At 69.8% G+C, this 21,427-nt stretch carries 23 protein-coding genes; 6 read left to right on the top strand and 17 right to left on the bottom strand.

All coding sequences use genetic code 11. The features are described 5' to 3' along the window. Position 1: 1 nt before the first annotated feature. From AORI_RS69855 to AORI_RS69830, 6 genes are all read right to left on the bottom strand, one after another. Positions 2 to 1,192 (bottom strand): L,D-transpeptidase, encoded by a 1,191-nt coding sequence (locus AORI_RS69855; protein WP_043848288.1) that lies wholly within the window; start codon positions 1,190 to 1,192, stop codon positions 2 to 4. Positions 1,193 to 1,284: 92 nt separating this feature from the next. Beyond that, positions 1,285 to 2,151 carry a patatin-like phospholipase family protein gene (locus AORI_RS69850; protein ID WP_016336090.1) on the bottom strand — a complete coding sequence of 289 codons (867 nt, stop codon included), beginning with the start codon at positions 2,149 to 2,151 and terminating at the stop codon, positions 1,285 to 1,287. Positions 2,152 to 2,160: 9 nt separating this feature from the next. Next, positions 2,161 to 2,823 (bottom strand): DedA family protein, encoded by a 663-nt coding sequence (locus AORI_RS69845; protein ID WP_016336089.1) that lies wholly within the window; start codon positions 2,821 to 2,823, stop codon positions 2,161 to 2,163. A 61-nt stretch (positions 2,824 to 2,884) separates the two neighbouring features. Then, the gene (gene lipA, locus AORI_RS69840; RefSeq protein ID WP_043848287.1) at positions 2,885 to 3,886 is read right to left on the bottom strand and encodes a lipoyl synthase; all 1,002 of its coding nucleotides are present in this window, start codon (positions 3,884 to 3,886) and stop codon (positions 2,885 to 2,887) included. 37 nt (positions 3,887 to 3,923) lie between these two features. Continuing rightward, the gene (locus tag AORI_RS69835) at positions 3,924 to 4,880 is read right to left on the bottom strand and encodes an oxidoreductase (protein WP_043849074.1); all 957 of its coding nucleotides are present in this window, start codon (positions 4,878 to 4,880) and stop codon (positions 3,924 to 3,926) included. A gap of 43 nt (positions 4,881 to 4,923) precedes the next feature. Continuing rightward, positions 4,924 to 5,454: a hypothetical protein gene (locus AORI_RS69830; protein WP_016336086.1), complete on the bottom strand. Its 531-nt coding sequence runs from the start codon at positions 5,452 to 5,454 to the stop codon at positions 4,924 to 4,926. A 132-nt stretch (positions 5,455 to 5,586) separates the two neighbouring features. On the opposite strand from AORI_RS69830, the gene AORI_RS69825 reads away from it, so the two are divergent. Next, positions 5,587 to 6,204 carry a TetR/AcrR family transcriptional regulator gene (locus tag AORI_RS69825; protein ID WP_016336085.1) on the top strand — a complete coding sequence of 206 codons (618 nt, stop codon included), beginning with the start codon at positions 5,587 to 5,589 and terminating at the stop codon, positions 6,202 to 6,204. A gap of 25 nt (positions 6,205 to 6,229) precedes the next feature. Further along, positions 6,230 to 7,165, top strand: coding sequence for an LLM class F420-dependent oxidoreductase (locus tag AORI_RS69820; RefSeq protein ID WP_043849073.1), 936 nt, complete (start codon positions 6,230 to 6,232; stop codon positions 7,163 to 7,165). 59 nt (positions 7,166 to 7,224) lie between these two features. Here the strand turns inward: AORI_RS69820 and AORI_RS69815 are convergent, their stop codons facing one another. The 8 genes from AORI_RS69815 to lpdA all read right to left on the bottom strand — a co-directional run bounded on the left by AORI_RS69815 (position 7,225) and on the right by lpdA (position 15,004). Beyond that, complete coding sequence (locus AORI_RS69815; RefSeq protein ID WP_016336083.1) at positions 7,225 to 7,506, bottom strand: hypothetical protein; 282 nt, start codon at positions 7,504 to 7,506, stop codon at positions 7,225 to 7,227. A 59-nt stretch (positions 7,507 to 7,565) separates the two neighbouring features. Further along, a complete protein-coding gene (gene lipB / locus AORI_RS69810) occupies positions 7,566 to 8,309 on the bottom strand; it encodes a lipoyl(octanoyl) transferase LipB (protein WP_016336082.1) in 744 nt (247 codons plus the stop codon). Positions 8,310 to 8,319: 10 nt separating this feature from the next. Then, positions 8,320 to 8,934, bottom strand: a complete 615-nt coding sequence (locus AORI_RS69805; RefSeq protein ID WP_016336081.1) for a phosphatase PAP2 family protein — start codon at positions 8,932 to 8,934, stop codon at positions 8,320 to 8,322. Continuing rightward, positions 8,931 to 9,815 carry a TIGR01777 family oxidoreductase gene (locus AORI_RS69800; RefSeq protein WP_016336080.1) on the bottom strand — a complete coding sequence of 295 codons (885 nt, stop codon included), beginning with the start codon at positions 9,813 to 9,815 and terminating at the stop codon, positions 8,931 to 8,933. Before AORI_RS69800 ends, AORI_RS69805 begins: the two co-directional genes overlap by 4 nt. Before the next feature lie 14 nt (positions 9,816 to 9,829). Next, positions 9,830 to 10,330, bottom strand: coding sequence for an ArsR/SmtB family transcription factor (locus tag AORI_RS69795; protein WP_016336079.1), 501 nt, complete (start codon positions 10,328 to 10,330; stop codon positions 9,830 to 9,832). Positions 10,331 to 10,352: 22 nt separating this feature from the next. Beyond that, on the bottom strand, positions 10,353 to 11,423 hold the full coding sequence (locus tag AORI_RS69790) for a serine hydrolase (RefSeq protein WP_016336078.1): 1,071 nt from the start codon (positions 11,421 to 11,423) through the stop codon (positions 10,353 to 10,355). A gap of 384 nt (positions 11,424 to 11,807) precedes the next feature. Next, positions 11,808 to 13,574, bottom strand: a complete 1,767-nt coding sequence (gene sucB / locus AORI_RS69785) for a 2-oxoglutarate dehydrogenase, E2 component, dihydrolipoamide succinyltransferase (protein ID WP_016336077.1) — start codon at positions 13,572 to 13,574, stop codon at positions 11,808 to 11,810. Positions 13,575 to 13,630: 56 nt separating this feature from the next. Then, positions 13,631 to 15,004: a dihydrolipoyl dehydrogenase gene (lpdA, locus tag AORI_RS69780; RefSeq protein WP_016336076.1), complete on the bottom strand. Its 1,374-nt coding sequence runs from the start codon at positions 15,002 to 15,004 to the stop codon at positions 13,631 to 13,633. A gap of 214 nt (positions 15,005 to 15,218) precedes the next feature. Here lpdA and AORI_RS69775 point away from each other — a divergent pair, with 214 nt between their 5' ends. Next, the gene (locus AORI_RS69775) at positions 15,219 to 15,563 is read left to right on the top strand and encodes a hypothetical protein (RefSeq protein WP_043849072.1); all 345 of its coding nucleotides are present in this window, start codon (positions 15,219 to 15,221) and stop codon (positions 15,561 to 15,563) included. A gap of 117 nt (positions 15,564 to 15,680) precedes the next feature. Here the strand turns inward: AORI_RS69775 and AORI_RS69770 are convergent, their stop codons facing one another. Continuing rightward, positions 15,681 to 16,664: an SMI1/KNR4 family protein gene (locus tag AORI_RS69770; RefSeq protein ID WP_016336074.1), complete on the bottom strand. Its 984-nt coding sequence runs from the start codon at positions 16,662 to 16,664 to the stop codon at positions 15,681 to 15,683. A gap of 83 nt (positions 16,665 to 16,747) precedes the next feature. Then, positions 16,748 to 18,250 carry a leucyl aminopeptidase gene (locus tag AORI_RS69765; RefSeq protein ID WP_016336073.1) on the bottom strand — a complete coding sequence of 501 codons (1,503 nt, stop codon included), beginning with the start codon at positions 18,248 to 18,250 and terminating at the stop codon, positions 16,748 to 16,750. Between the two features lie 132 nt (positions 18,251 to 18,382). Here AORI_RS69765 and AORI_RS69760 point away from each other — a divergent pair, with 132 nt between their 5' ends. Together AORI_RS69760 and AORI_RS69755 are read left to right on the top strand one after the other, a co-directional pair. Then, positions 18,383 to 19,237 carry a hypothetical protein gene (locus AORI_RS69760; RefSeq protein ID WP_016336072.1) on the top strand — a complete coding sequence of 285 codons (855 nt, stop codon included), beginning with the start codon at positions 18,383 to 18,385 and terminating at the stop codon, positions 19,235 to 19,237. Continuing rightward, positions 19,230 to 19,856, top strand: a complete 627-nt coding sequence (locus AORI_RS69755) for a ribonuclease FAU-1 family protein (RefSeq protein ID WP_016336071.1) — start codon at positions 19,230 to 19,232, stop codon at positions 19,854 to 19,856. Before AORI_RS69760 ends, AORI_RS69755 begins: the two co-directional genes overlap by 8 nt. Here the strand turns inward: AORI_RS69755 and AORI_RS69750 are convergent. Then, the gene (locus AORI_RS69750; RefSeq protein ID WP_016336070.1) at positions 19,853 to 20,173 is read right to left on the bottom strand and encodes a hypothetical protein; all 321 of its coding nucleotides are present in this window, start codon (positions 20,171 to 20,173) and stop codon (positions 19,853 to 19,855) included. The genes AORI_RS69755 and AORI_RS69750 overlap by 4 nt on opposite strands. A 117-nt stretch (positions 20,174 to 20,290) precedes the next feature. On the opposite strand from AORI_RS69750, the gene AORI_RS69745 reads away from it, so the two are divergent. Continuing rightward, a complete protein-coding gene (locus AORI_RS69745; RefSeq protein ID WP_016336069.1) occupies positions 20,291 to 21,394 on the top strand; it encodes a branched-chain amino acid aminotransferase in 1,104 nt (367 codons plus the stop codon). Positions 21,395 to 21,427: the final 33 nt, after the last annotated feature.

The raw sequence follows: 21,427 nt of genomic DNA, 5'->3' as shown, positions 1-21,427 counted from the left end.
TCTATTTGAGCGCGCTGCCCGCCTGCCAGTCCGCCCACGACTTCGACCAGTCGCCGTAGAGGTCCCACACCGGCAGCTGCGGGCCACCGGAGTTGGTCACCTCGACGACGTCGCCGAGCCCCATGTTCTGGTAGAACCACTGCGCGTTGGCGGCGTTGAGGTTGATGCAGCCGTGCGACACGTTCGAGCTGCCCTGCGCGCCGACACTGTTCGGGTTCTCGTGGACGAACTCGCCGTCGTTGGAGATGCGCAGCGACCACTTCTCGTTCGACCTGTAGTACCCCGGCTGGCCCTGGCAGACGCCGTAGGTGCACGAGTCCATCGTGTAATTCTCGTGTTTGTCCGAAATGACGTGCGCGCCCAAATGGGTGGGCGTGGCGTCCTTGCCCATCGAAATGGGCATCGATTTCGCGAGCTGGCCGTTGTGGAAGATCTGCATCTGTTCGGTGTTGCCGTCGGCCTTCGCGACCCAGGAATCGTGCACTTTGTACGTTTCGGTGCGATCGGTCGCGCCGTACACGCCATTGCCGAAATCGACGCCGTAGATCATCGCCGACACCTTGAGCGTCGTCCCCGGTTGCCAATAGACCTTGGGGCGGTAATGGACGTTCTTGTCGTCGATCCAGTACCAGGAGCCCTCCTGCTTCGGCGTGGACTCCACGGACAGCTTCTTCTCCACGTCGGCCTTGTTCTTCACCGGCTGGCCGAAGGCGAACACGATCGGCTGTCCGACGCCGACACCGCCGGAAGCGACCGCCGAGGGTGCCGGGATCAGGTTCGGGTTCGCCTGCTGCTTCGGGCTCAGCGTGGAGACCCGGCTCTGTTGCTCCACGGGCTTTCCGTCGGTGCCCTGGGCATGCGCCACGATCTTGTAGGTGCTGCCGTAGCCGAGCGGTTCGGTGGTCTTCCAGCTGAGCCCGTCGCTCGCCAGTTCGCCCTTCACCTGGTTGCCCTTGTCGGCGTTGCTGACGGTGACGTCGATCAGCTTGCCGTGCTCGGCCTTGACCACCACCGGGGTCGCTGGATTGACGTTCGTCCCGCCCGCCGGATCGATGGTCACCGAAACCGGGCTCGTGTCCGACTCGGCGCTCGTGCCGGGTGAATCGGTGCCGCCCGAGGGTGAGCAGGCCGAGATCACCAATACCGCGGCGAGTATTCCGGCCGTCGAAAGTAATGTCTTCTTGGGAAACATATGGTTCTCTTTTTACGTCGCTCGATCAGCGGAAAGTTCTCTTTCAAAACTACGCGACGAAGAAGACGTGATCGATGCCGGTTGGTTGCTTCTCAGTCCACGACGAGACCGGGTGCACCATAAAGACCGGGGCCATCGACACTCAATTCACCCAAATAGGTCTTCGCGGCGTCGTAGGCCTCCGCGGTCAGTGCCGCGGTGTGGCTGAAGTCCAGCGGGCTGACCCGCACCGGCTTCGGCCCCGGCACGTAGACCACGGGCACCTCGGCCGCGGCGATCGGCGCCTCCAGGACCGCCTGGTTCCGCATGCTGATCATCGCGGTGAACATCATCACCTCGGCGAAGGTCTGCGGCGTGCCGGGCATCTTGCCGGGGAAGGCACAGTCGAGGACGACGAGCGATTTCGCGCCCATGGCGAGCGCCTGCCGCATCGGCACATTGGCGACCAGGCCGCCGTCGTAGAGCATGCGCTCCCCGTAGGGCACCGGCGGATAGATCCCCGGAATCGCGCAACTGGCCAGCAGGGGCGCCAGAACGGGCCCGGAACGGATCAGCAGCGGCTCGGCGGTGTCGACGTCCGTCGCGACGACACCCAGCGGCAGCGCGAGATCTTCGAAGCGGACGCCTTCGCCGATGTGCTCGTCGACGATCGCGGCGAGCCCGGTGTTGGGGAACAGGTTGGTCTTGCTGTGGCGCAGGGTCCGCACCTGGCTGAGGACGCCGCCGGGGAACGCCTCGTGCCGCGTCATCCGGGACCAGATCCGGTCGAGCCTGCCGCTCGATTCACCCCCGAGGGCGAGGACGGCGGCGTTCAGTGAACCCACCGAAGTGCCGACGACGAGGTCCGGCGCGACGCCTGCTTCCGTGAGGGCCCGCAGCATCCCGACCTGCATCGCTCCGAGACTGCCGCCGCCACCGAGGACGAAACCGATCGGCTGGGGCAGGTTCAGGGCGGTCATGCCCGGAATCTAGTCGTCCGCGCCGACCTTCGCCGGGGCGGCTTCTTCGGCTGTGACCGCGAGCGCCTTCTTCTTCTTGTAGCGCAGCAGGAAGAACACCGCGACGCCCACGAGCACGCCGACGATGACCAGGCCGCCGGTGTTGAGCGCGCCTTCGACCTTCTTGGCGGCCTCGCCGAGCGCGGCACCGATACCGATGTGGATGGCCGACCAGCAGGCCGCACCGGCCGCGGCGGCGGGCAGGAACTTGCGGAAGGGCAGGCCCGAGGTCCCGGACGCGGCCGGGGTCAGCGTGCGGATCACCGGGAGGAAGCGCGCGAAGAACACCGCCCACGCGCCTCGCCGTTCGAGCACGCCTGTCGCCTTGTCCCAGGCGTCGAGGCCGTACTTGCGGATCAGCTTCGTCTCGCGCAGACGCGGGCCGAAGCGTTTGCCGATCGCGTAGCCGAGCGAGTCTCCGAGTGCGGCGCAGACCGTCACGACGGCCCACAGGGTCAGGAAGCGCGAGACCGACGTCGCCGTCGTGGCCGCGACCAGCAGCCCCGATTCACCGGGGGCGATGAAGCCGAGCCCGATGGTGCATTCGGCGAACACGAGTCCGCCGGTCGCCGCGACCAGTCCCGGTTCCGGGAGTCCCTGCAGCCAGTTCAGAAGATCGGTTACCAACGCCACCAGGTCACTTTACTGATTCGTGACCTGGTGGGTGGCGATGTCGCGAAGAGGGTGACCGGAGTCACCTGGCCAGCAGCGAGCTGGCTTCCTGCGCGGCGGGACCTTCGGCGGCGAGGTGGGCCAGGTTCTCCGACAGCGGCTCGCCGCGGTGGGCCTTCGTCTGGGCGAAAAGGCGACCGGCGCGGTACGAGGAGCGTACGAGCGGCCCGGCCATGACGCCGGCGAAGCCCATCGCCTCGGCCGCATTCGAGTGCTCGACGAACTCTTCCGGCTTGACCCAGCGATCGACCGGGTGGTGCCTCGGTGACGGTCGCAGGTACTGGGTGATCGTGAGGATCTCGCAGCCCGCGTCGACCAGGTCCTTCATCGCGGGCGCGACCTCTTCGGGGGTTTCGCCCATGCCGAGGATCAGGTTCGACTTGGTCACCAGACCGGCCTCGCGGGCCTTCGTGATGACTTCCAGCGACCGCGCGTAGCGGAAGCCGGGGCGGATTCGCTTGAAGATCCGCGGGACGGTCTCGACGTTGTGCGCGAGCACCTCGGGGCGGGAGCCGAAGACCTCGGCGAGCTGGTCCGGATCCGCGTTGAAGTCCGGGATCAGCAGCTCGACACCGGTACCCGGGTTCAGCGCGTGGATCTGACGGACGGTCTCGGCGTACAGCCACGCACCGCCGTCCTCCAGGTCGTCACGGGCGACGCCGGTGACGGTCGAGTAGCGCAAGCCCATCGCCTGGACGCTTTCGGCGACCTTGCGCGGCTCGGTGCGGTCCAGCTCGGCGGGTTTGCCGGTGTCGATCTGGCAGAAGTCACAACGCCGGGTGCACTGGTCGCCACCGATCAGGAAGGTCGCTTCACGGTCTTCCCAGCACTCGTAGATGTTGGGACAGCCGGCTTCTTCACAGACGGTGTGGAGGCCTTCGCGGCGCACCAGGCCTTTGAGTTCGGTGAACTCCGGACCCATCCGGGCGCGCGTCTTGATCCACGACGGCTTCTTTTCGATGGGAGTCTGGGAATTCCGGACCTCGAGCCGCAACAGCTTGCGGCCATCTGGGGCAGCACTCACACCGTCACCCTACGCCCGCCGGAGCAGTGGTCGCCGCTCACGCGGGGTCGGGGGTGACGCCCGTCAACTTGGTGGTCAGATCCCACAACGCGGCCCCGAGTGATTCGCTCCTCGCGGCGGTCAGTGGGCGCACCTTGACCGGGGCGCCGCGAAGTCCGCCGAGCCCGCGCGGGCCGATGTAATCGCCGCCTTCGGCCTCCGGGGACGTCGCCGCGAACAGCTGCGGGAGCGTGCCCTGGCGGGCGTTCTGCGCGATGAAGATCTCGCCGATCCGGTTGCCCCCGGCGACGAGCGCGCGCACGACGGGGTTGCGGTACGAGCGGGCCATCCCCGAACCGAGTCCGGTCCACGTATAGCCGGGGTGCGCCGCCACGCTGATCACGCCGTCGCCCGCGGCGCGCAGCCTGCGGTCGAGTTCGAGCGCGAACACCTGGTTGGCGAGTTTCGACTGGCCGTAGGCCGAGCCGGGGTTGTACATCCGGCGTTCGAAGTTCGGGTCGGCGATGTCGATGCGGGCGCCCGTCGCCGCGACACTCGACAACGTGACGACGCGCGCTCCCGAACCGTTGCGCAGTGACGGCATCAGCAGCCAGGTGAGCACCGCGTGCCCGAGATGATTCGTGCCGAACTGGGTTTCGAAACCGTCCTTGGTGTGGCCGCGCGGGGTCGCCATCACGCCCGCGTTGTTGGCCAGGACGTCGAGCTTGCCGCCCGTCAGCTCCTGGACCTTCTTCGCGGCTTCGCGGACCGAATCGAGGTCGGCGAGGTCCAGCCGGACGAGCTCGGGTGCCTCCCCGGTCGCGGCCGCGCGCACCTGCTCCAGCGCCTTGGCGCCGCGCTCCGGCGACCGGCAGCCGAGCAGCACGCGGGCCCCCTTGCCCGCGAGCACCTCGGACATCCGCAGCCCGAGCCCCGAGTTCGCGCCGGTGACGAACACGGTCCGGCCGGTCTGATCCGGGATGTCGGCCTCGGTCCAACGCGCGTGAGCAGCCATGTCGGTCACCTAACTACATCGTCGGCGGGGCCGCTACGCCGGATCAGGCGCTCGGCGCGAGCAACCGGAGCAGGTGACCCATGGGGCTGCGGCGGCGAGCGGGCTTCGCGTGCCGTCCGTGCCGGAGCAGGGCGGCGAACGCGCTGCCGACCTTGGTGATCTCGTCGGCCGGTTCCTTGCCGTCGGCCAGCCCCGCCGTCAGCGCGAGCATGCGCAGTTCGGCTTCGTGCGACGGGATCAGCGCGGGGCACCGCTCGAGGGCCGCGTCGAGAACGGCGCGGAGGGTCTCGTGTTCGGTGGTGGCGCTGTTCCAGGCGCGGGTGACGGCTTCGACGCGGTCGAGTGCGAGGTCCTGGTCGGCGTAGTCCGGATCGGTCATCTCGGCGCGGAGGTGACCGGCGAACACCTGGTTCCACTTGTACCGGAGCGCGACCAGAAGCTCCTCTTCGGTCGCGAAGTACTTGGTGGCGCCAGGGATTTCTTCGAGTGAGATCGCGTCGGACGGGTGGTGACCCGCCTGGCGCAGTGCGGCTTCGAGGATGTCGCGCCGCTGGTAGAAGTCGTTCCAGCTCATGATGTGGGCTCCCCTCCGTGACCCGGTTCATACCGCAGGTTTGCGGCATACTCCCGGTACGGACCTGACAGCAGTCAACATACCATGGGTATGGAGCGGGACCGGCGGCGTAAAGTTGTGAAGGTGGCGACAATGAGGTCAAGGCGGCTGGACTATTCCGAGTCCACCCGGTCGGCGCTCGTCGAGAGTGCCGTTGAGCTGTTCACCAAACGCGGGTATGCCGGCACGTCTCTCGACGAGATCGCCAAGCGGGCCAGGGTGACGAAAGGCGCGCTATACCACCATTTCAGTGGGAAGCAGGCGCTGTTCGAGGCCGCCTTCGACACGGTCGAGAGCCAGGTCTTCGACCGGCTCGAAAAGATCATGAACGGCCCGGCCTCGCCGTGGGAGCGGGCGCTCGCGGGGTTGCGCGGCTTCCTGCAGAGCTGCCTCGACCCGGCGTACCAGCGCATCGCGATCCACGAAGCGCCGGTGGTGATGGGCTGGGAACGCTGGCGCGAGGCGGAGGAGCGGTGCAGCTTCGGCCTGGTCCGCACCGGGATCCAGTCGCTCATCGAGGTCGGCGAGGTCGACGACGTCCCGGTGGACGTCACCGCGCGGCTGCTGTTCGGCGCGCTGTCGAGCGCCGCGATCGAGATCGCCTCGTCTCCCGAGCCGAAGAAGGTCAGCGCCCAGGTCGAGGAGGTCCTGGTGCGGCTGCTCGTCGGGTTCCGCCGTGTTCCGCCCGCCGAGCACGGGAAAGCGAGCTGAACGTCCCGTAGCTAGGGTGGCGTTCGTGGACCTCAGGATCTTTACCGAGCCCCAGCAGGGGGCCAGTTACGAAGACCTGCTCCGGGTGGCGAAGGCCACCGAGGACGCGGGCTACGACGCCTTCTTCCGCAGCGACCACTACCTGAAGATGGGTTCGGCGACCGGGCTGCCGGGGCCGACCGACGCGTGGATCACCCTCGCGGGTCTCGCCCGCGAGACGCGCCGTGTGCGGCTGGGCACCCTCGTCACCGCCGCCACCTTCCGGCATCCGTCGGTGCTCGCGATCTCGGTCGCGCAGGTGGACCAGATGTCCGGCGGCCGCGTCGAGCTCGGCCTCGGCTCGGGCTGGTACGACGACGAGCACACCGCCTACGGCCTCGACCTGCCGCCGATCAAGGAGCGCTTCGACCGCTACGCCGAGCAGCTCGCCGTCGTGACCGGGCTGTGGGAGACGCCGGAGGGGAAGACGTTCTCCTTCGACGGCGAGCACTACAAGCTCGTCGACTCGCCCGGCCTGCCCAAGCCCGCGCAGCGGCCCCGGCCGCCGGTGATCATCGGCGGTGGCGGCAAGAAGCGCACCCCGGCGCTCGCCGCCCGCTACGCGGACGAGTTCAACCTGCCGTTCGTGGGCCCGGACGCCGCCGCGGAGCAGTTCGGCCGCGTCGACGACGCCGCGCGCGAGATCGGCCGCGACCCCAAGGAGATCATCCGGTCGGCCGCGCTCGTCGTCGCCGTGGGCCGTGACGACGCCGAGGTCGCCAAGCGTGCTTCGGTGCTCGGGCGCGAGGTGTCCGAGCTGCGGGAGAACGGGCTGGCGGGGACGCCGTCGGAGGTCGTCGAGAAGGTCGGACAGTGGCGCGAGAAGACCGGGATCACCCGGCTCTACCTGCAGCTGCTGGACCTTTCGGATCTGGACCAGATCGAGCTGATCGCCTCCGAGGTCGCTCCTCAGCTGGACTGAAGTACATGATGGCCCCCTTCCTTGCGCCAGGCGCAAGGAAGGGGGCCATCATGTACTTCTCAGACGTATTCGACGTCCACACTGGCGATGGAGCCGCCGGGGCTGAACGAGACCCCCGAAGGGTTGCCGTTCACCGCCGGGTAGCCCTCTTCCCGGGTGCAGTGCACCCGGCAGTACTGGACGACGACCTTGTAGGTCCCGCTCGGACAGAAGCCCGCGGCCCAGGTCGAGCCGTTGGTCTCGGTCCAGCAGCCCGGTGGCACCGCCGAGGCGACGCCGGGGGTGGCCAGCAGTCCGCCGACGGCGGCCGCGACCGCCGCGGCATACGCGATTCTGCGCATGATTCCTCCCAGTGGGGCCGCGGCGCTTCCACGGCCCTACCAGGAGCTTGGCACAGGAATCAGTTCTGCAGAGCGAAAGTGACGCCGGGGGCGGCCGGGGCCTCGGGACGCGGCAGCCAGCGCTCGTCGCTCACCGGCAGCTCGCCTTCCAGCGCCGCGAGCACGGCTTCGCGCGCCATGGGCAGCACCGACGCGACGGTGACCTCGCGGTCGAGCTCGTAGGAGAGCGAAGTCACGCCCGCGTCCCGGATGCCGCACGGGACGATCTTGTCGAAGGCGCCCAGGTCGGCGTTGCAGTTCAGCTCGAAACCGTGCATGGTCACGCCCCGCTGGACGCGGATGCCGATCGCGGCGATCTTCCGCTCCGGGCCGCGGTCGTCGGCGGGAATCCAGACGCCGCTGCGGCCCTCGACCCGGCCGGTGTGCACGCCGAGCTGGTCGCACACGGTGATCAGGGCCTCTTCGAGACGCCGCACGTAATGCACGACGTCGATCGGGTCGGCGAGTTTGATGATCGGATACCCGACCAGCTGACCAGGCCCGTGCCAGGTGATCTTGCCGCCGCGGTCGACGTCGATCACCGGGGTGCCGTCGGTCGGCCTGTCCTCGGCTTCGGTGCGCTTGCCCGCCGTGTACACCGACGGGTGTTCCAGCAGCAGCATGGTGTCGGGGCCCTCGCCGTCGGCACGGGCTGTCACGTGCCGGCGCTGGAGTTCCCAGGCTTCGGTGTAGTCGATCGTCCCGATCTCGCGGACGTCGACGGGCTCGGTGGCGGCACGGCATGACGTGGTCGAAGAGCTCACGTCAGCGACACTACGCCGGGTCTTTCGGCAGGGGGAGCAGGCCCAGCCCGGCCGCCGAAATCAGGCCGACACCCCCCACCGCGAGCACGGATCCCGCCGTGTCGGTCAGCCAGTGCACACCCAGCACGATGCGGCAGAGGGCGCCGAGCACCGTCGCCGCGGCGGCGATCGTGATCGCCAGGCGCGTGAGACGCGGACGCGTCCACGCGCACAGCAGCACCGCGACGAACCCGGTGCACGCGACGGCGACCACGTGCCCGCTCGGATAACTCAGATCGGGGAATTCGCGAGGTCGCTCCCGGTAGAAGGCCGGTTTCGCGATCAGGCTGGTCATCCGGCACAACAGCAGGACGACGGCCAGCTTGACGCACAGGACGGTCAGGTCCCGGCGGCGCCACGCGACCACCACCAGCACGGCGCCCAGCGCGAACGGCAGCACCGGGCCGAGGACGTGCGTGACGAGGCCGGCCACCTGCCCGGCGGGCCGGGTGTACTGGTCGCGGAACGCGTCGGCGAGGACGACGTCCACCGGCGGCGGCCGCTCGTCGACGGACAGCCCGAGTGTGACGAACCCGACCAGCAGCAGGAAGCCGGCGAGGGTGTACAGCCCGCGCTGCAAGGTCATGTCGCCGCGGCCAGCGCGTCCTCGAGGGTCGGATGGCGGAACGCGTATCCCGCCTCCTCCAGCACCCGCGGTATGGCGCGCTGCCCGAACAACGCCATCTCCTCGGCTGCCTGCCCGAGGGCGATCTTCATGGCGAACCCGGGCACCTGCCAGATCGCCGGCCGGTGCACGGCGCGGCCCAGTGCCTTCGTGAAGGCGGCGTTCGTGGCGGGCTGCGGCCCGGAGAGATTCACCGCCCCCGACAGGGATTCGTTCTCCAGCGCGAAAACGATCGCGCCGACCTCGTCTTCGAGCGAGATCCAGGGCATGTACTGCTTGCCGTCGCCGAGTTTCCCGCCGAGCCCCAAGCGGAACAGCGGCCGGAGGACGTCCAGGAGCCCGCCCTTGCGCGCGAGCACCAGCCCGGTGCGGATGCGCACGACCCGGGCGCCCGCGGTGGCCGCGGCCTCGGTGGCGCCTTCCCAGGCGGTGCAGAGCTCGGCGAGGAAACCGCGTCCCGCCGGACTCGTTTCGTCCACAATGGATGGACCTGGATCGCCGTAGTAACCGACGGCGGATGCGTTGACCAGCACGGGGATCCCGTGTTCGGCGACGGCTTCCGCGAGGACCTCCGTCGGTTCGACCCGGCTGTCGAGGAGTACCTGTTTGCGGGCCGCGCTCCAGCGTCCGGGCAGCAGCGGGGCGCCCGCGAGATTCACGACCGCGTCGACCCCGTCGAGCGCGCCGTCGGCGATCTCCCCGGCAGGGGGATCCCAGCGGCGTTCGTCGGCCGCCCGCTCCTCCCGGCGGACGAGGCGGACGACCTCGTGCCCGGAACGGCGTAACCGTGTCGTCAGGGAGGTGCCGATCAGTCCGCTCGCGCCCGCGATCAGAACTCGCATGATCCGATCGTGTCCTATCCGCGATCCGGGCGCACGCTCAGGTTCTTCAGTTGCCCCGCGACGTCCGACGCGGCGGTGAGCAGTACCAGCACCGGGATCGTCGCGGTGGGACGAAGCCGGTAGCTGCCGCGCTTGTCCTGCTCGACGATCCCGGCGCCGGTCAGCGCCTTGAGGTGGTGGTACAGCTGGCCTGGTGAGCCGAGTTCGGCGGCCTCCTGCAGGGCGGGCGCGGTCTGCGCGCCCTTCTCGGCCAGCGTCCGCACGAGCGCCACCCTCGCGGTGCTGGACAGGGCCGCGAGCACCTCGACCCGCGGCCCGTCCTCGAACCCCAGCATCGGACCGGGTGTGACGGTGATCGCCCAGCTCAGTTCGAGGGGCTCGGTCAGCTCGCCGTGGTAGCCGACGAGCCCGCCGGGGCTCACCGGCTGCTCGGCCTGGTGGTCGCCGTGCCGGTCTTCGAGCGCCGCGACCCGGGCTTCGAGGGCGGTGATCCGGTCGGCGAGCTCAGCGTCCATGCCGGTTATCTATACCGTCGCCTCAGCGGAGCGCGCGTTCCAGGGCGGTGAAGCGCGCCGGATCGGACAGCGCCGCGAGCACGAGGTCGACGAGCGGCAGGGCGTTCTGCATGTCTTGATCGCTCACGCCGGTGAGCAGGACGGCAGCCGTGCCCGAACGCCCGCCCGGCCAACGGACGGAAAGACCGATGGTCAGTGTTCGAGGCAGGCTTCCGCCCTTGAAGAGGACTTCGCTCGCTCCGGGTGGCACGCGGTCCGAGAGCGGCTTCGCGAGGATTTCGCGCGCGGGCGCGTACAGGCCCTTCGCGATACTGCGGTGCAGCGCGAACAGTTCCGACGCCGAGCCTCGGCCGTGTCCCTTGATCCACGGCCATTGGGCGTCGGAGGTGCCCGGCATGTCCGGCCACCGCTTGAACGCTTCGGCGCGGAACGCCGGATCGCGGACGAAGCGGCGCGCGACCGCGTCGCCCATCGCCCGCCGGACGGCGACCGGGCTCCCTGGCGGGGGCGCGTACTCCGGCATCATCAGCATCAGGACCTCGCCGCCGAGCGAGCGGGTGTCCGGCCGGAACCAGCCGCCCCGCGCCGCCGCGCGCTGGAGAGCGGGATCGCCGAGGCGGGTGCGGAGATAGTCAGTCGCGGCGTTGTCGCTGAAGAGGATCATCGCTTCGGCGAGCCTGGCCAGTGGCACGCGCTGCTCGGGGTCCTTGGCGATGCCGTAGTCGTCGCAGGGGACGCCCAGCCAGTTCAGGGCTTGGAAATGCGCGCGGCCGTCGGCGACGAACGGGTGGTGGGCGTCCCAGTCGCCCACCCGGATCTGCTCCCGCGGATCGAGCCGGCTCTCGGCGTACGCGCTGAGGTGCACGACCTTGATCGACGAGGCCAGAACGCGCCGGACGTCGGGGTTGCGCGCGGCGCGGCGGCCGTCACCGTCGTCGATCAGGACGGAGACGTCTTGCCGGTGCGCGGCGATCCAGTCGAGCCAGCCCTGTTCGGTCGTCGTGTCCGGCTGGGCGGCGCTCGCGGTTCCCGGCAGCAGCAGCGCGGCCGATCCCGCGGCGGCACCCGCCAGCAGATGGCGTCTGGTCAGCATGGTCGATACCCTCCCTCTTGTTTTCCGTAATTCCGGAATACTAGAGTTCGAGATGGCTGTCAAACGGCCGCTTTTCGTCCTCTGGATGCGGCCGGGTTACGTGAAGGGGTCCTTCACGTACTTGTGAGGAGACGGAATCGGTGCTGGATGTCATGAAAGGGTCGTTCAGGACGAAATGTGTCCTGAACGACCCTTTCATGACATCCAGGAGTCGTGAGGGTCGAGATCGCTGGGGTGAGCGGCGTGAAGGGGCCCGTAGGGCTTCCGCGACCTTGAGGGTAAGGAAGGAGACCTTCACTGCCGCACGAAATGCGAGGGGAGGGGAAAGGCGAAGGCCCTCGCCCCGCCGAAGCGGGACGAGGGCCTTCACGGACCACCGGAGGATCAGAGACCGAGCTCGTCCTCGAAGTTGCCCTCTTCCAGGCGCTGCTTGATCGTCGTGACGAAGCGGCCCGCGTCGGCCCCGTCCACCAGGCGGTGGTCGTAGGTCAGCGGCAGGAACGCCATCGACCGGACGGCGATCGTGTCGTTGCCGTCGGCGTCCGCGATCACGACCGGGCGCTTCACGACCGCGCCGGTACCGAGCATGCCGGACTGCGGCTGCACGATGATCGGCGTGTCGAACAGGGCGCCGTTGGAGCCGATGTTCGTGATCGTGAAGGTGCCACCCGACAGCTCGTCCGGCTTGATCTGGCCCGAACGCGCGCGGCCCGCCAGGTCGGCGATGCGGTGCGCGAGACCGGCGAGGCTGAGCTCACCCGCGTCGTGGATGACCACCGACAGCAGACCCTTTTCGGTGTCCACCGCGATCCCCAGGTGCACCGCACCGTGGTAGGTGATCTCCTTCGTGTCCTCGTTGTAGGACGCGTTGACGTTCGGGTGCTGCTTGAGCGCCTCGACGGTGGCCTTCGCGAAGAACGGCAGGAACGTCAGGTTGACGCCCTCGCGCTCCTTGAAGGCCGCCTTCGCCCGCTGGCGGAGCTTGGCGATCTTCGTGACGTCCACCTCGTGGACCTGCGTGAGCTGCGCGGAAACCTGCAGCGACTCGCGGGTCTTCGTGGCGGTGATCTGCCGGATCCGGCTGGCCTTCTGCACGGTGCCGCGCAGGGCCGCGAGCTCCGGCGAAACCGTGGCCTTGCGCGGAGCCGACGGGGCGGCGGGCGCCGGGGCGGCGGCAGCGGGCTGCGCGGCCGGAGCCGGGGCGGCCTTCTGCTTGGCCTCGGCGGCCGCGAGCACGTCCTGCTTGCGGATACGGCCACCGACGCCGCTGCCGGACAGCGACGACAGGTCGATGCCGTGCTCCGAAGCGAGCTTGCGGACCAGCGGCGTCACGTACGGCGCGTTGTCCGAGCCGTTGTCGCTGCTCGCCGCGGGCTTCGGCGCCTCGGCCTTGGGGGCCGGGGCCGCCTGCGGAGCCGGGGCGGGCTTCGGCGCGGGAGCCGCTTCGGCCTTGGGCTCGGGCTTCGGTTCCGGCTTGGGCTCCGGCTTCGGCTCGGGCTTGGGTTCCGGCTTCGGCTCGGCCTTCGGGGCCGGGGCGGACCCGGCGGCACCGATCACCGCGAGCACGCCGCCGACCTCGACGGTCTCGTCCTCGCCCGCGCGGATCTCCAGCACGGTGCCGGCGACCGGGGACGGGACCTCGGTGTCGACCTTGTCCGTGGAGATCTCGAGCAGCGGCTCGTCGACCTCGACGCTCTCGCCGACCTGCTTGAGCCATCGGGTGACGGTGCCCTCGGTGACGCTCTCGCCCAGCTCGGGCAGCTTCACCTCGGTGCCTTCGCCGCCCGAAGCCGGCGCGGTGTCCGGCTGGGACGGGGCGGAGGCCTCTTCCTTCGCGGGCTCCGGCTCGGGCTCGGGCTGCGCCTCTTCGGCGGCCGGCTCGGCCGAACCGGAGGACTCCGGCACGCCGCCGGTCCCGTCGTCGATGACGGCGAGCTCGCCGCCGACCTCGACGGTCTCGTCTTCCTGAGCGCTGATCTTCACGACCTTGCCGGCGACCGGGGACGGGACCTCGGTGTCGACCTTGTCCGTGGAGATCTCGAGCAACGGCTCGTCGACCTCGACGGTGTCGCCCTCCTGCTTCAACCACCGGGTGACGGTGCCCTCGGTGACGCTCTCACCGAGCTCCGGCAACGTGACGGAGTAGGCCATCGTTCGCTGACTCCCTTGATATGTCTTGCTTGGTCTGGTTCTTCGACGGTGAGACGTCAGCTGTGGACGTGCAGCGGCTTGCCCGCCAGGGCGAGGAACGCTTCACCGAGGGCCTCGGTCTGCGTGGGGTGCGCGTGGATGAGCGGGGCGACGTCCTCGGGGAAGGCCTCCCAGCTGTAGATCAGCTGCGCTTCGCCGATCAGCTCGCCGACGCGGTCGCCCACCATGTGCACGCCGACGACCGGGCCGTCCGGAGCCTTGATCAGCTTGACCCCGCCGGAGGTCTTGAGGATCTGGCTCTTGCCGTTGCCGCCGAGGTCGTAGGTGAAGGTGGTGACGTCGGAGCCGTACTTCTCCTTCGCCTGCGACTCGGTCAGGCCGACCGAAGCGACCTCGGGGTGCGAGTAGGTGACGCGCGGGATGCCGCTCTCGTCGATCACGCGCGGCTCCTGGCCGGCGATCTCTTCCGCGACGAAGATGCCCTGCTGGAACCCGCGGTGCGCGAGCTGCAGGCCGGGGACGATGTCACCGACGGCGTAGACGTTCGGCAGGTTGGTGCGCAGGCGGTCGTCGGTGAGGACGAAACCGCGCTCCATCTTGACGCCGGCCTCCTCGTACCCGTGCCCGGCCGAGTTCGGGCCGCGGCCGACGGCGACCAGGAGCAGGTCGGCTTCGAGCGTCTCGCCGGACTCCAGCGACACGCTGACGCCGTTGTCGTCCTGCTTGGCACCGGTGAACCGGACACCGGTCTTGAAGGCGATCCTGCGACGGCGGAAAGCGCGCTCGAGCTGCTTGGACGCGTACTCGTCCTCGTTCGGGACCAGGCGGGGCAGCGCCTCCACGATGGTGACGTCGACGCCGAAGGACGCCCAGACGGACGCGAATTCGACACCGATGACACCACCGCCGAGGACGATGGCCTTCTTCGGGATGTAGTCCAGCGAAAGCGCCTGCTCGCTGGCGATGATGCGCCCGCCCAGCTCCAGGCCCGGCAGCGTCCTCGAGTACGAACCGGTGGCGAGGATGACGTTCTTGCCGGTGTAGCGGGTGCCGTCGACCTCGACGGTCGTGCCGCCGACGAACGTCCCGGTGCCCTCGACGAGGTTCACCTTGTGCGCCTTGGCCAGGCCCTGGAGGCCCTTGTACAGGCGCGAGATGATCCCGTCCTTGTACTTGTTGACGCCGGCGATGTCGATGCCTTCCAGCACGGCCTTCACACCGAAGGTCTCGGCGTCCCGGGTCTCGTCGGCGACCTCCGCCGCGTGCAGGAGGGCCTTGGTCGGGATGCAGCCTCGGTGGAGGCACGTCCCGCCAAGCTTGTCCTTTTCGATCAGGGTGACGGAAAGGCCCAGCTCGGCCGCGCGGAACGCGGCGGCGTAGCCGCCCGATCCGCCACCCAGGATCACAAGGTCGGCGGAGGTGTCGGTCACTTCAATAACTCCTCGGCAAGCGGTAGGGGTGGTGCTCTGGCGCCGCTCCGCGCGGTATACGCGCGCGCGGACACTTGCCATCTTGTCACTACGTGCGGAGAGGCTGCGACCTAGGCCGCGTGCTGTGACCCACGGGACACGGTCCACGCGGACCGCCACGCTGAGCACACGCCCGCGTCGGGATAATGGACATCGGACGCGAATGGGAAGTGAGGTGGTCGGAGTGGGTCTGTTCGACTCGCTGCGCCGGCGCTCTAAAGGCGGGCAGAAGCCCGGTACGCTGCGGAAAGCCTCTTCAAACGACTTCAAGCATCTTGAGGAGTGGGCGTCTTCACGGACCGGTGTCGAGGCGTACGTGGAGCCGAAGACCAACGTCACGGAGACCACCGTCGTCCTGATCGCCCATGACGGTGAGTGGACCCGTCGCCGGATCGAGAGCCTCGACGCGGCGCGGCAGTTCGGCCACAAACGGTCGATCCCCGTGTACGAGGTGGCCAGGGTCGGCTACCCGAAGCGGATGCGGGAGTACACCGAGCGGAAGAAGCGCGGCGAAGCCTGACGCGGGGTCAGAGGTCGATCCTGACCGGGGTGAAGGACGCTTTCGTCTCATCTGACGAGGCGAAGGGCGCCTTCGTCCCGTGTCGATCGGGCCCCGCCACTCACGTCCAGGACGGCATCACGCGGATTGCGCCAAAAGGAGCAAGTGCCGCTCCAGCAGCGCCCGGAACGTCGGATGCACCGTCGTGCCCAGCGCCGGGTCGATCTCGACCGTCCGCCACTGCTCGCCCGCGGCCGTCAGCAGCACGACGGCCGGATCCGCGATCACGACGACACCGCCCTCCGCGCGCAGTTCCGCCGTCCCGAGCAGCCGGGGGAAGACGACGTCCGCGGGCAGGCCGTCGCAGGTCCGGAGGAATTCGCGGTAGTCGTCGGGCAGCCGGAGCCCGAGCCGCGCCTCGGCCGCTTCGATGGTGCGGGGCGACGCCGCCGGGGGAGTGGTGCCGCCGCCGCGCAGCCGGAGGATCCCCTCGACCATTTCGCGCCAGGAACCGGTGTCGGGCGGGTAGCGCTCGTACAGTGCCGCGACCAGCGCTCCCGCGCAGAGTTCCGTCCAGTCGCCGAGCCCGAGCGGGTCCGCGCCGGCGGCGAGCCGCGGCGCGAGGCGCCGGTTCGCGGCGAGCATGGCGACGTCCGGGCGGCCCTGTCGCGACGCGATCTCGGCCCAGGCGTCCAGGTCGCCTCGCGCGACGGCCTCGCGCAGCCGATCCGGCCGCGACGGCCCGAGATGCGACACGGCCTCGCCGATCGGGGAGCCGCCGAGGAGGCCGTCGAGATCGGACACGCGCCGGGCGAGGTAGTCGTCGTGGGCGCGTTCCTCGGCGTCGAGATCGAGCGGGATCATCGCCGCGGCCCAGTCCGGGTGCGCTCCTCGCGCTTCGAAGAGCATCGCCCACGCGCGGGCCTGCACGGCGCTGGGGATCAGCGTCGTGACGGGACGTTCGGTGAGCGCGTGCCAATGCGTGACCAGCCGGTCGGCGTCCGCCATCGCCCCGGACGCGGCGAACAGCAGCGCCGCGTGCGCGATCCGGTCGTCGAGTGTCGCGTCGTCGCCGCTGAGCACGTCCCTGATCGCGCCTTCGAGATACGCGTCCCTGTCCACGGCACCGACCTTGCCACAAAGCGCGTGAAGGCCCCCTTCCCTCAGCTCAGCCGAGGGAAGGGGGCCTTCACGCGCGAAAAGGATCAGCCGTTGGCGGCGATGTCCGCGAGCACGGCGGCGATGGTGCGGACCGGGACGCCGGTGCCGCCCTTGCCGGTGTAGCCCCACGGGCCGGCGGTGTTGAACGACGGGCCCGCGATGTCGATGTGCGCCCAGGGCAGGCCCTCGGTGACGAACTCGCGCAGGAAGATGCCCGCCGCGAGCATGCCGCCCCAGCGGTGCCCGGTGACGTTGGCCAGGTCGGCGAGGCGCGAGTCGAGGTCGGCGCGCAGTTCCTCCGGCAGCGGCATGGCCCAGCCGCCCTCACCGGTGGCCTGCGCGATCGAAGCGATCCGGTCGCGGAACTCGTCCGAGCCCATGACGCCCGCGGTGCGGTTGCCGAGCGCGACGACCTGCGCGCCGGTCAGCGTCGAGGTCTCGATCAGGTAGTCGGGGTTCTCCTCGCCCGCGCGCACGATCGCGTCGGCCAGCACGAGACGGCCTTCGGCGTCGGTGTTGAGCACCTCGACGGTCTTGCCGCCGTACATGCTGAGCACGTCGCCCGGCCGGTACGAGGTGGCCGACGGCAGGTTCTCCGCCAGCGGGATGTGCGCGACGACCTCGAGCGGGTACTTCAGCTTCGCGGCCAGCACCACGGAGGCGAGCACGGCGGCCGCGCCCGACATGTCCGAGGTCATGTGGTCCATGTTCGCGGCGGGCTTGATCGAGATGCCGCCCGAGTCGAAGGTGATGCCCTTGCCGACCAGCGCGACCTTCTTCGACGCCTTCGCGGGCTTGTAGGCGATGCGCAGCAGGCGCGGCTGCCGCGACGAACCGCCGCCGACGCCGAGGATGCCGCCGAAGCCCTTGCGCTTCAACGCCTTCTCGTCGAGGACCTCGAAGTCGAGGTTGTTCGCCTCGGCCAGGGTCTTCGCGCGGTCGGCGAAGGAGGCCGGGAACAGGTCGTTCGGCGGGGTGTTGATCAGGTCGCGGGCGATGATGACCGACTCGGCGATCAGGCCGGCGGCCTTCAGCGTCGCCTTGTGGTCCTTGGCGGTGCCCTCTTCGGGGCTCACGAAGTCGACCTTGGCGACCGGGCCGTCGCCCTTCTCGGAGCGGTACTCGGTGAAGTCGTAGGCGCCGAGCACGGTGCCCTCGACGGCGGCCTGCAGGTCGATCGCCGACAGCGTGACGAACGCGCGGTCGGTCCCGCTCAGCGCCCGCGCGGCGGCACCGGCGCCCCGGCGGACCTGCTCGGCGGTGACGCCGTCCGCGCCGGCCTTGCCGAGGCCGACGGCCAGCACGACACCGGCGGACAGCTTGCCCAGCGTCGGCACCTTGACGACCTCGTCGGCCTTGCCGGAGGCGCCGAGGGTGCCGAGGACCTCGGCGAGCTTGCCGTCGAAGGCGGTGTCGGCGACGGAGGAGCCGGCGGCGAGCGCCAGGCCGTCCTCGCCCTGCAGGGTTCCGATGACGACGACGTCGGCGCGCGTCTTGGCAAGCGCCGCTTCGGCGTTCTCGGTCAGGGCAAGCTTCGGCACGGTCACTTCTGGCTCCTCGCGCGTTCGCGGTGGTACCGGGCGGCCGCCCGGTTGGATCGTGAGCCATGCTAATGACAGTGGGACCTGGGGGAACAGCGGGGCCGACCCGGTAACTGGACGAACTGGAAGGGAGACGGCGTGCGACTGGCTGGCGGTCTGCTCATCGCGCTGGCGGTGGGCACCTCCGGAGCGGACTACTGGGTACTCGTGGCCGTCGTGGTCACGGCCGTGCTCGCGGTCGCGGTCGAGGCGTTGCTTCCGTCGCTGGGGGACACCCGGCCCGAGCGGATCGCTGGCTCCGTTTCGCGGCTGGGCCTGGTGCTGGTCTTCGCGACGACGTTCGGGCAGTACCTCTTCCCGTCCGCGCCGGGTGCCGCCGCCGCGGTGTTCGCCGCCGTCGTGACCGTCGCCGACCTGGCAGGCGTCCGCCTCGGCGACTACGCCGCCCGCTGGGTCACCGGGCTGCTGCTGGCCGCCGCCGCGTCCCTGATCGCGATCTGCGTGGGCATCCCGCCGTTGGCGCAGTTCATCGCGCCGGATCCGCCGTCCGTACCCGGTCTCGGCCTCGCCGTGCTGGCACTCCTGCCGTTCCTGCTGCCCCGCCGTCCGGGCCCGGGCCGGGCGGCCGCCGTGGGTGCCGTGGCCGTCGCGATCACGGCCGTCGCGCTCTACCAGCTCGGACCGATCCGGCTGGGGCTTTCGGCGACCTCGTTCCGCGAGCTTCTCGCCGCGGCGGACGCGGTCTCGCTGCTGCCGGTGCTGACCGTGGTGGCCGCCGTCGCGACCGTGCCCGTCGCGGTCGACGCCTTCACCGATGGCAGGGAACGGCTTTCCCCGGAACGTCCGAAGGCGACACTCGCTTGTGGACTGATCGTGGCCGTCGCCGCCGCCTTCGCTGGGCCGGTCGTGGCCCTCTCGCTCGCGGGAGTGGGAACGCTCGCCGAACTGGTTCTGCGGGTCCGCGCCCGTCGGTACCGTGCAAGGCGTGCGTGATCCTCTCTGGACCCCGGGCGACACGGTCGTCGAACGCTTCCTGCGACCGGACGGCTCGATCGGCCAGCATCACCCGCTGCGCGTCATCGCCGACGATGGCACCGTGCTGCTCGGCTGGCTGCCCGCGGACACCCCGATCGTCGGCAGCAGGCTCGCCGACGGGCGGCTCCTCCGCGAGGCACCCCTGGAGGAGCGGTTCCGGGTGCCGCGGGTGCGCGTGGCCGATTTCTGGCGGGACACGTCGACCCTGCGGCGCATCGCCGACGACGAATGGTCGTCGGTCTGGTGGTTCTTCGACGCCGACGGCGACTTCCTGAACTGGTACGTCAACCTCGAGGTCCCGCTGGGGCGCACGCCGTCCGGGCCCGACCGGATCGACGGCATCCTCGACGTCGCCGTGGAGCCCGGCGGGCGCTGGCAGTGGAAGGACGAGGACGAGGCCGAGGAGGCCGTCCTCGCCGGCCGTCTCACCGCCGGTCAGCTGGAGCGGCTGCGCGCCGAGGGCGAGCGGATCGGGGCACTCGCGGACGCCGGGGCGTTCCCCTTCGACGGGACGTGGACCGACTTCCGGCCCGACCCGGACTGGCCCGCGCCCGGCCTTCCCGAGGGGTTGCTCTAGCCGACCTGCAGCAGCAGGAGCAGCACCAGCACCACGTTGATCACCGTCAGGAGGACCACCGATTTGGTGGACAGCTCGCGCGGGAACACCTTGCCGTGGATGCTCTTCCACCAGAAGATGCCGAAACCGCCGGCGACCAGGCCGAGGAACGCGCCGAAACCGCTGTCGAGCAGGGCCCAGCCGTCCATCATCAGCACGCCGGTGCCGAAGGTGAGCAGCACGGCCGTCGCGAAGGTCTTGACGTCGGCCCCCGCGCCGGGGGTGGCGGACTTGGCCGGTTGCGCCGGGGTGGCGGGCTGCATCTGGTTGTACGTCACGCCGCCATCCTAGGGGCGCGACCCCTCCCGTGTTCGTCGTGACGGACAGATCGCGGGAGGTAAAGATATGCGGACGTCCGACTAACGTGGGTCCGACCAAGCGTTATCGTCTTGGGTATGACGACCTCGACGCAGTTCAACCACCTCCCGCACCCGAGCCCCGCGAGCCCGGAACGCGTCGCGGACGTATTGGCCGCACCCGGTTTCGGGTTGCACTTCACCGACCACATGGTGACCGTGAAATGGAGCGCCGAGCAGGGCTGGCACGACGCGACCGTCGGGCCGTACGCGCCCTTCTCGCTCGACCCGGCCACCTCGGTGCTGCACTACGGCCAGGCGATCTTCGAAGGCCTCAAAGCGTACCGCCAGCCCGATGGCACGATCGCGGCGTTCCGCCCCGACGCGAACGCGATCCGCTTCCGCAACTCGGCCGAGCGCCTCGCCATGCCGCAGCTGCCGGTGGAGACCTTCCTCGACTCGATCCGCGAGCTGATCGCGGTCGACAGCCGCTGGGTCCCGACGAAGCCGGGCGAGTCGCTGTACCTGCGGCCGTTCATGATCTCCACCGAGGCCGGGCTCGGCGTCAACCGGCCCGCGAACGAGTACCTCTACGCGCTGATCGGCTCGCCCGCCGGCTCGTACTTCTCCGGCGGCGTGAAGCCGGTGAGCGTGTGGCTCTCGACCGAGTACGTGCGCGCCGTCCCCGGCGGCACCGGCGAGGCGAAGTGCGCGGGCAACTACGCGGCGTCCTTCGTCGCGCAGGCCCAGGCCGTGGAGAAGGGCTGCGACCAGGTCGTGTGGCTCGACGCGGTCGAGCGGCGCTGGGTCGAGGAGATGGGCGGGATGAACCTGTTCTTCGTCTTCGGCTCCGGTGACGAGGCCCGCGTCGTGACGCCGGAACTGACCGGTTCGCTGCTCCCCGGCGTGACCCGCAAGTCGCTGCTGGAGCTGGCGAAGTCGTTCGGGCACCAGGTCGAGGAGCGGCGGATCTCCACCGACGAGTGGGAGAAGTCGGCGGCTTCGGGCGAGCTGACCGAGGTGTTCGCCTGCGGAACCGCGGCGGTCATCACCCCGGTCGGGCACGTGAAGCACGCGGGCGGCGAGTTCTCCGTCGCGGGCGGGCAGCCCGGTGAGCTGACGATGAAGCTGCGTGGCGCGCTGACCGGGATCCAGGAGGGCACCCGGCCGGCTCCGGAAGGCTGGATGTACCCGCTGGGCTGAGGCACGTGTCATGAAAGGGTCGTTCAGGACGAA

This window comes from Amycolatopsis keratiniphila (assembly GCF_000400635.2).
GTDB classification, from domain to species: Bacteria; Actinomycetota; Actinomycetes; order Mycobacteriales; family Pseudonocardiaceae; genus Amycolatopsis; species Amycolatopsis keratiniphila.
This window is presented reverse-complemented; position numbering and strand designations above follow the sequence as displayed.

What these genes read in the sequence shown, in the direction of transcription:
- AORI_RS69790 (WP_016336078.1), bottom strand. Translation starts at nt 11,423, where the DNA reads ATGCTGACCAGACGCCATCTGCTGGCGGGTGCCGCCGCGGGATCGGCC.
- AORI_RS69815 (WP_016336083.1), bottom strand. Translation starts at nt 7,506, where the DNA reads ATGCGCAGAATCGCGTATGCCGCGGCGGTCGCGGCCGCCGTCGGCGGA.
- AORI_RS69825 (WP_016336085.1), top strand. Translation starts at nt 5,587, where the DNA reads ATGAGGTCAAGGCGGCTGGACTATTCCGAGTCCACCCGGTCGGCGCTC.
- AORI_RS69850 (WP_016336090.1), bottom strand. Translation starts at nt 2,151, where the DNA reads ATGACCGCCCTGAACCTGCCCCAGCCGATCGGTTTCGTCCTCGGTGGC.
- AORI_RS69795 (WP_016336079.1), bottom strand. Translation starts at nt 10,330, where the DNA reads ATGGACGCTGAGCTCGCCGACCGGATCACCGCCCTCGAAGCCCGGGTC.
- sucB (WP_016336077.1), bottom strand. Translation starts at nt 13,574, where the DNA reads ATGGCCTACTCCGTCACGTTGCCGGAGCTCGGTGAGAGCGTCACCGAG.
- AORI_RS69855 (WP_043848288.1), bottom strand. Translation starts at nt 1,192, where the DNA reads ATGTTTCCCAAGAAGACATTACTTTCGACGGCCGGAATACTCGCCGCG.
- AORI_RS69800 (WP_016336080.1), bottom strand. Translation starts at nt 9,815, where the DNA reads ATGCGAGTTCTGATCGCGGGCGCGAGCGGACTGATCGGCACCTCCCTG.
- AORI_RS69745 (WP_016336069.1), top strand. Translation starts at nt 20,291, where the DNA reads ATGACGACCTCGACGCAGTTCAACCACCTCCCGCACCCGAGCCCCGCG.
- AORI_RS69830 (WP_016336086.1), bottom strand. Translation starts at nt 5,454, where the DNA reads ATGAGCTGGAACGACTTCTACCAGCGGCGCGACATCCTCGAAGCCGCA.
- AORI_RS69835 (WP_043849074.1), bottom strand. Translation starts at nt 4,880, where the DNA reads ATGGCTGCTCACGCGCGTTGGACCGAGGCCGACATCCCGGATCAGACC.
- AORI_RS69805 (WP_016336081.1), bottom strand. Translation starts at nt 8,934, where the DNA reads ATGACCTTGCAGCGCGGGCTGTACACCCTCGCCGGCTTCCTGCTGCTG.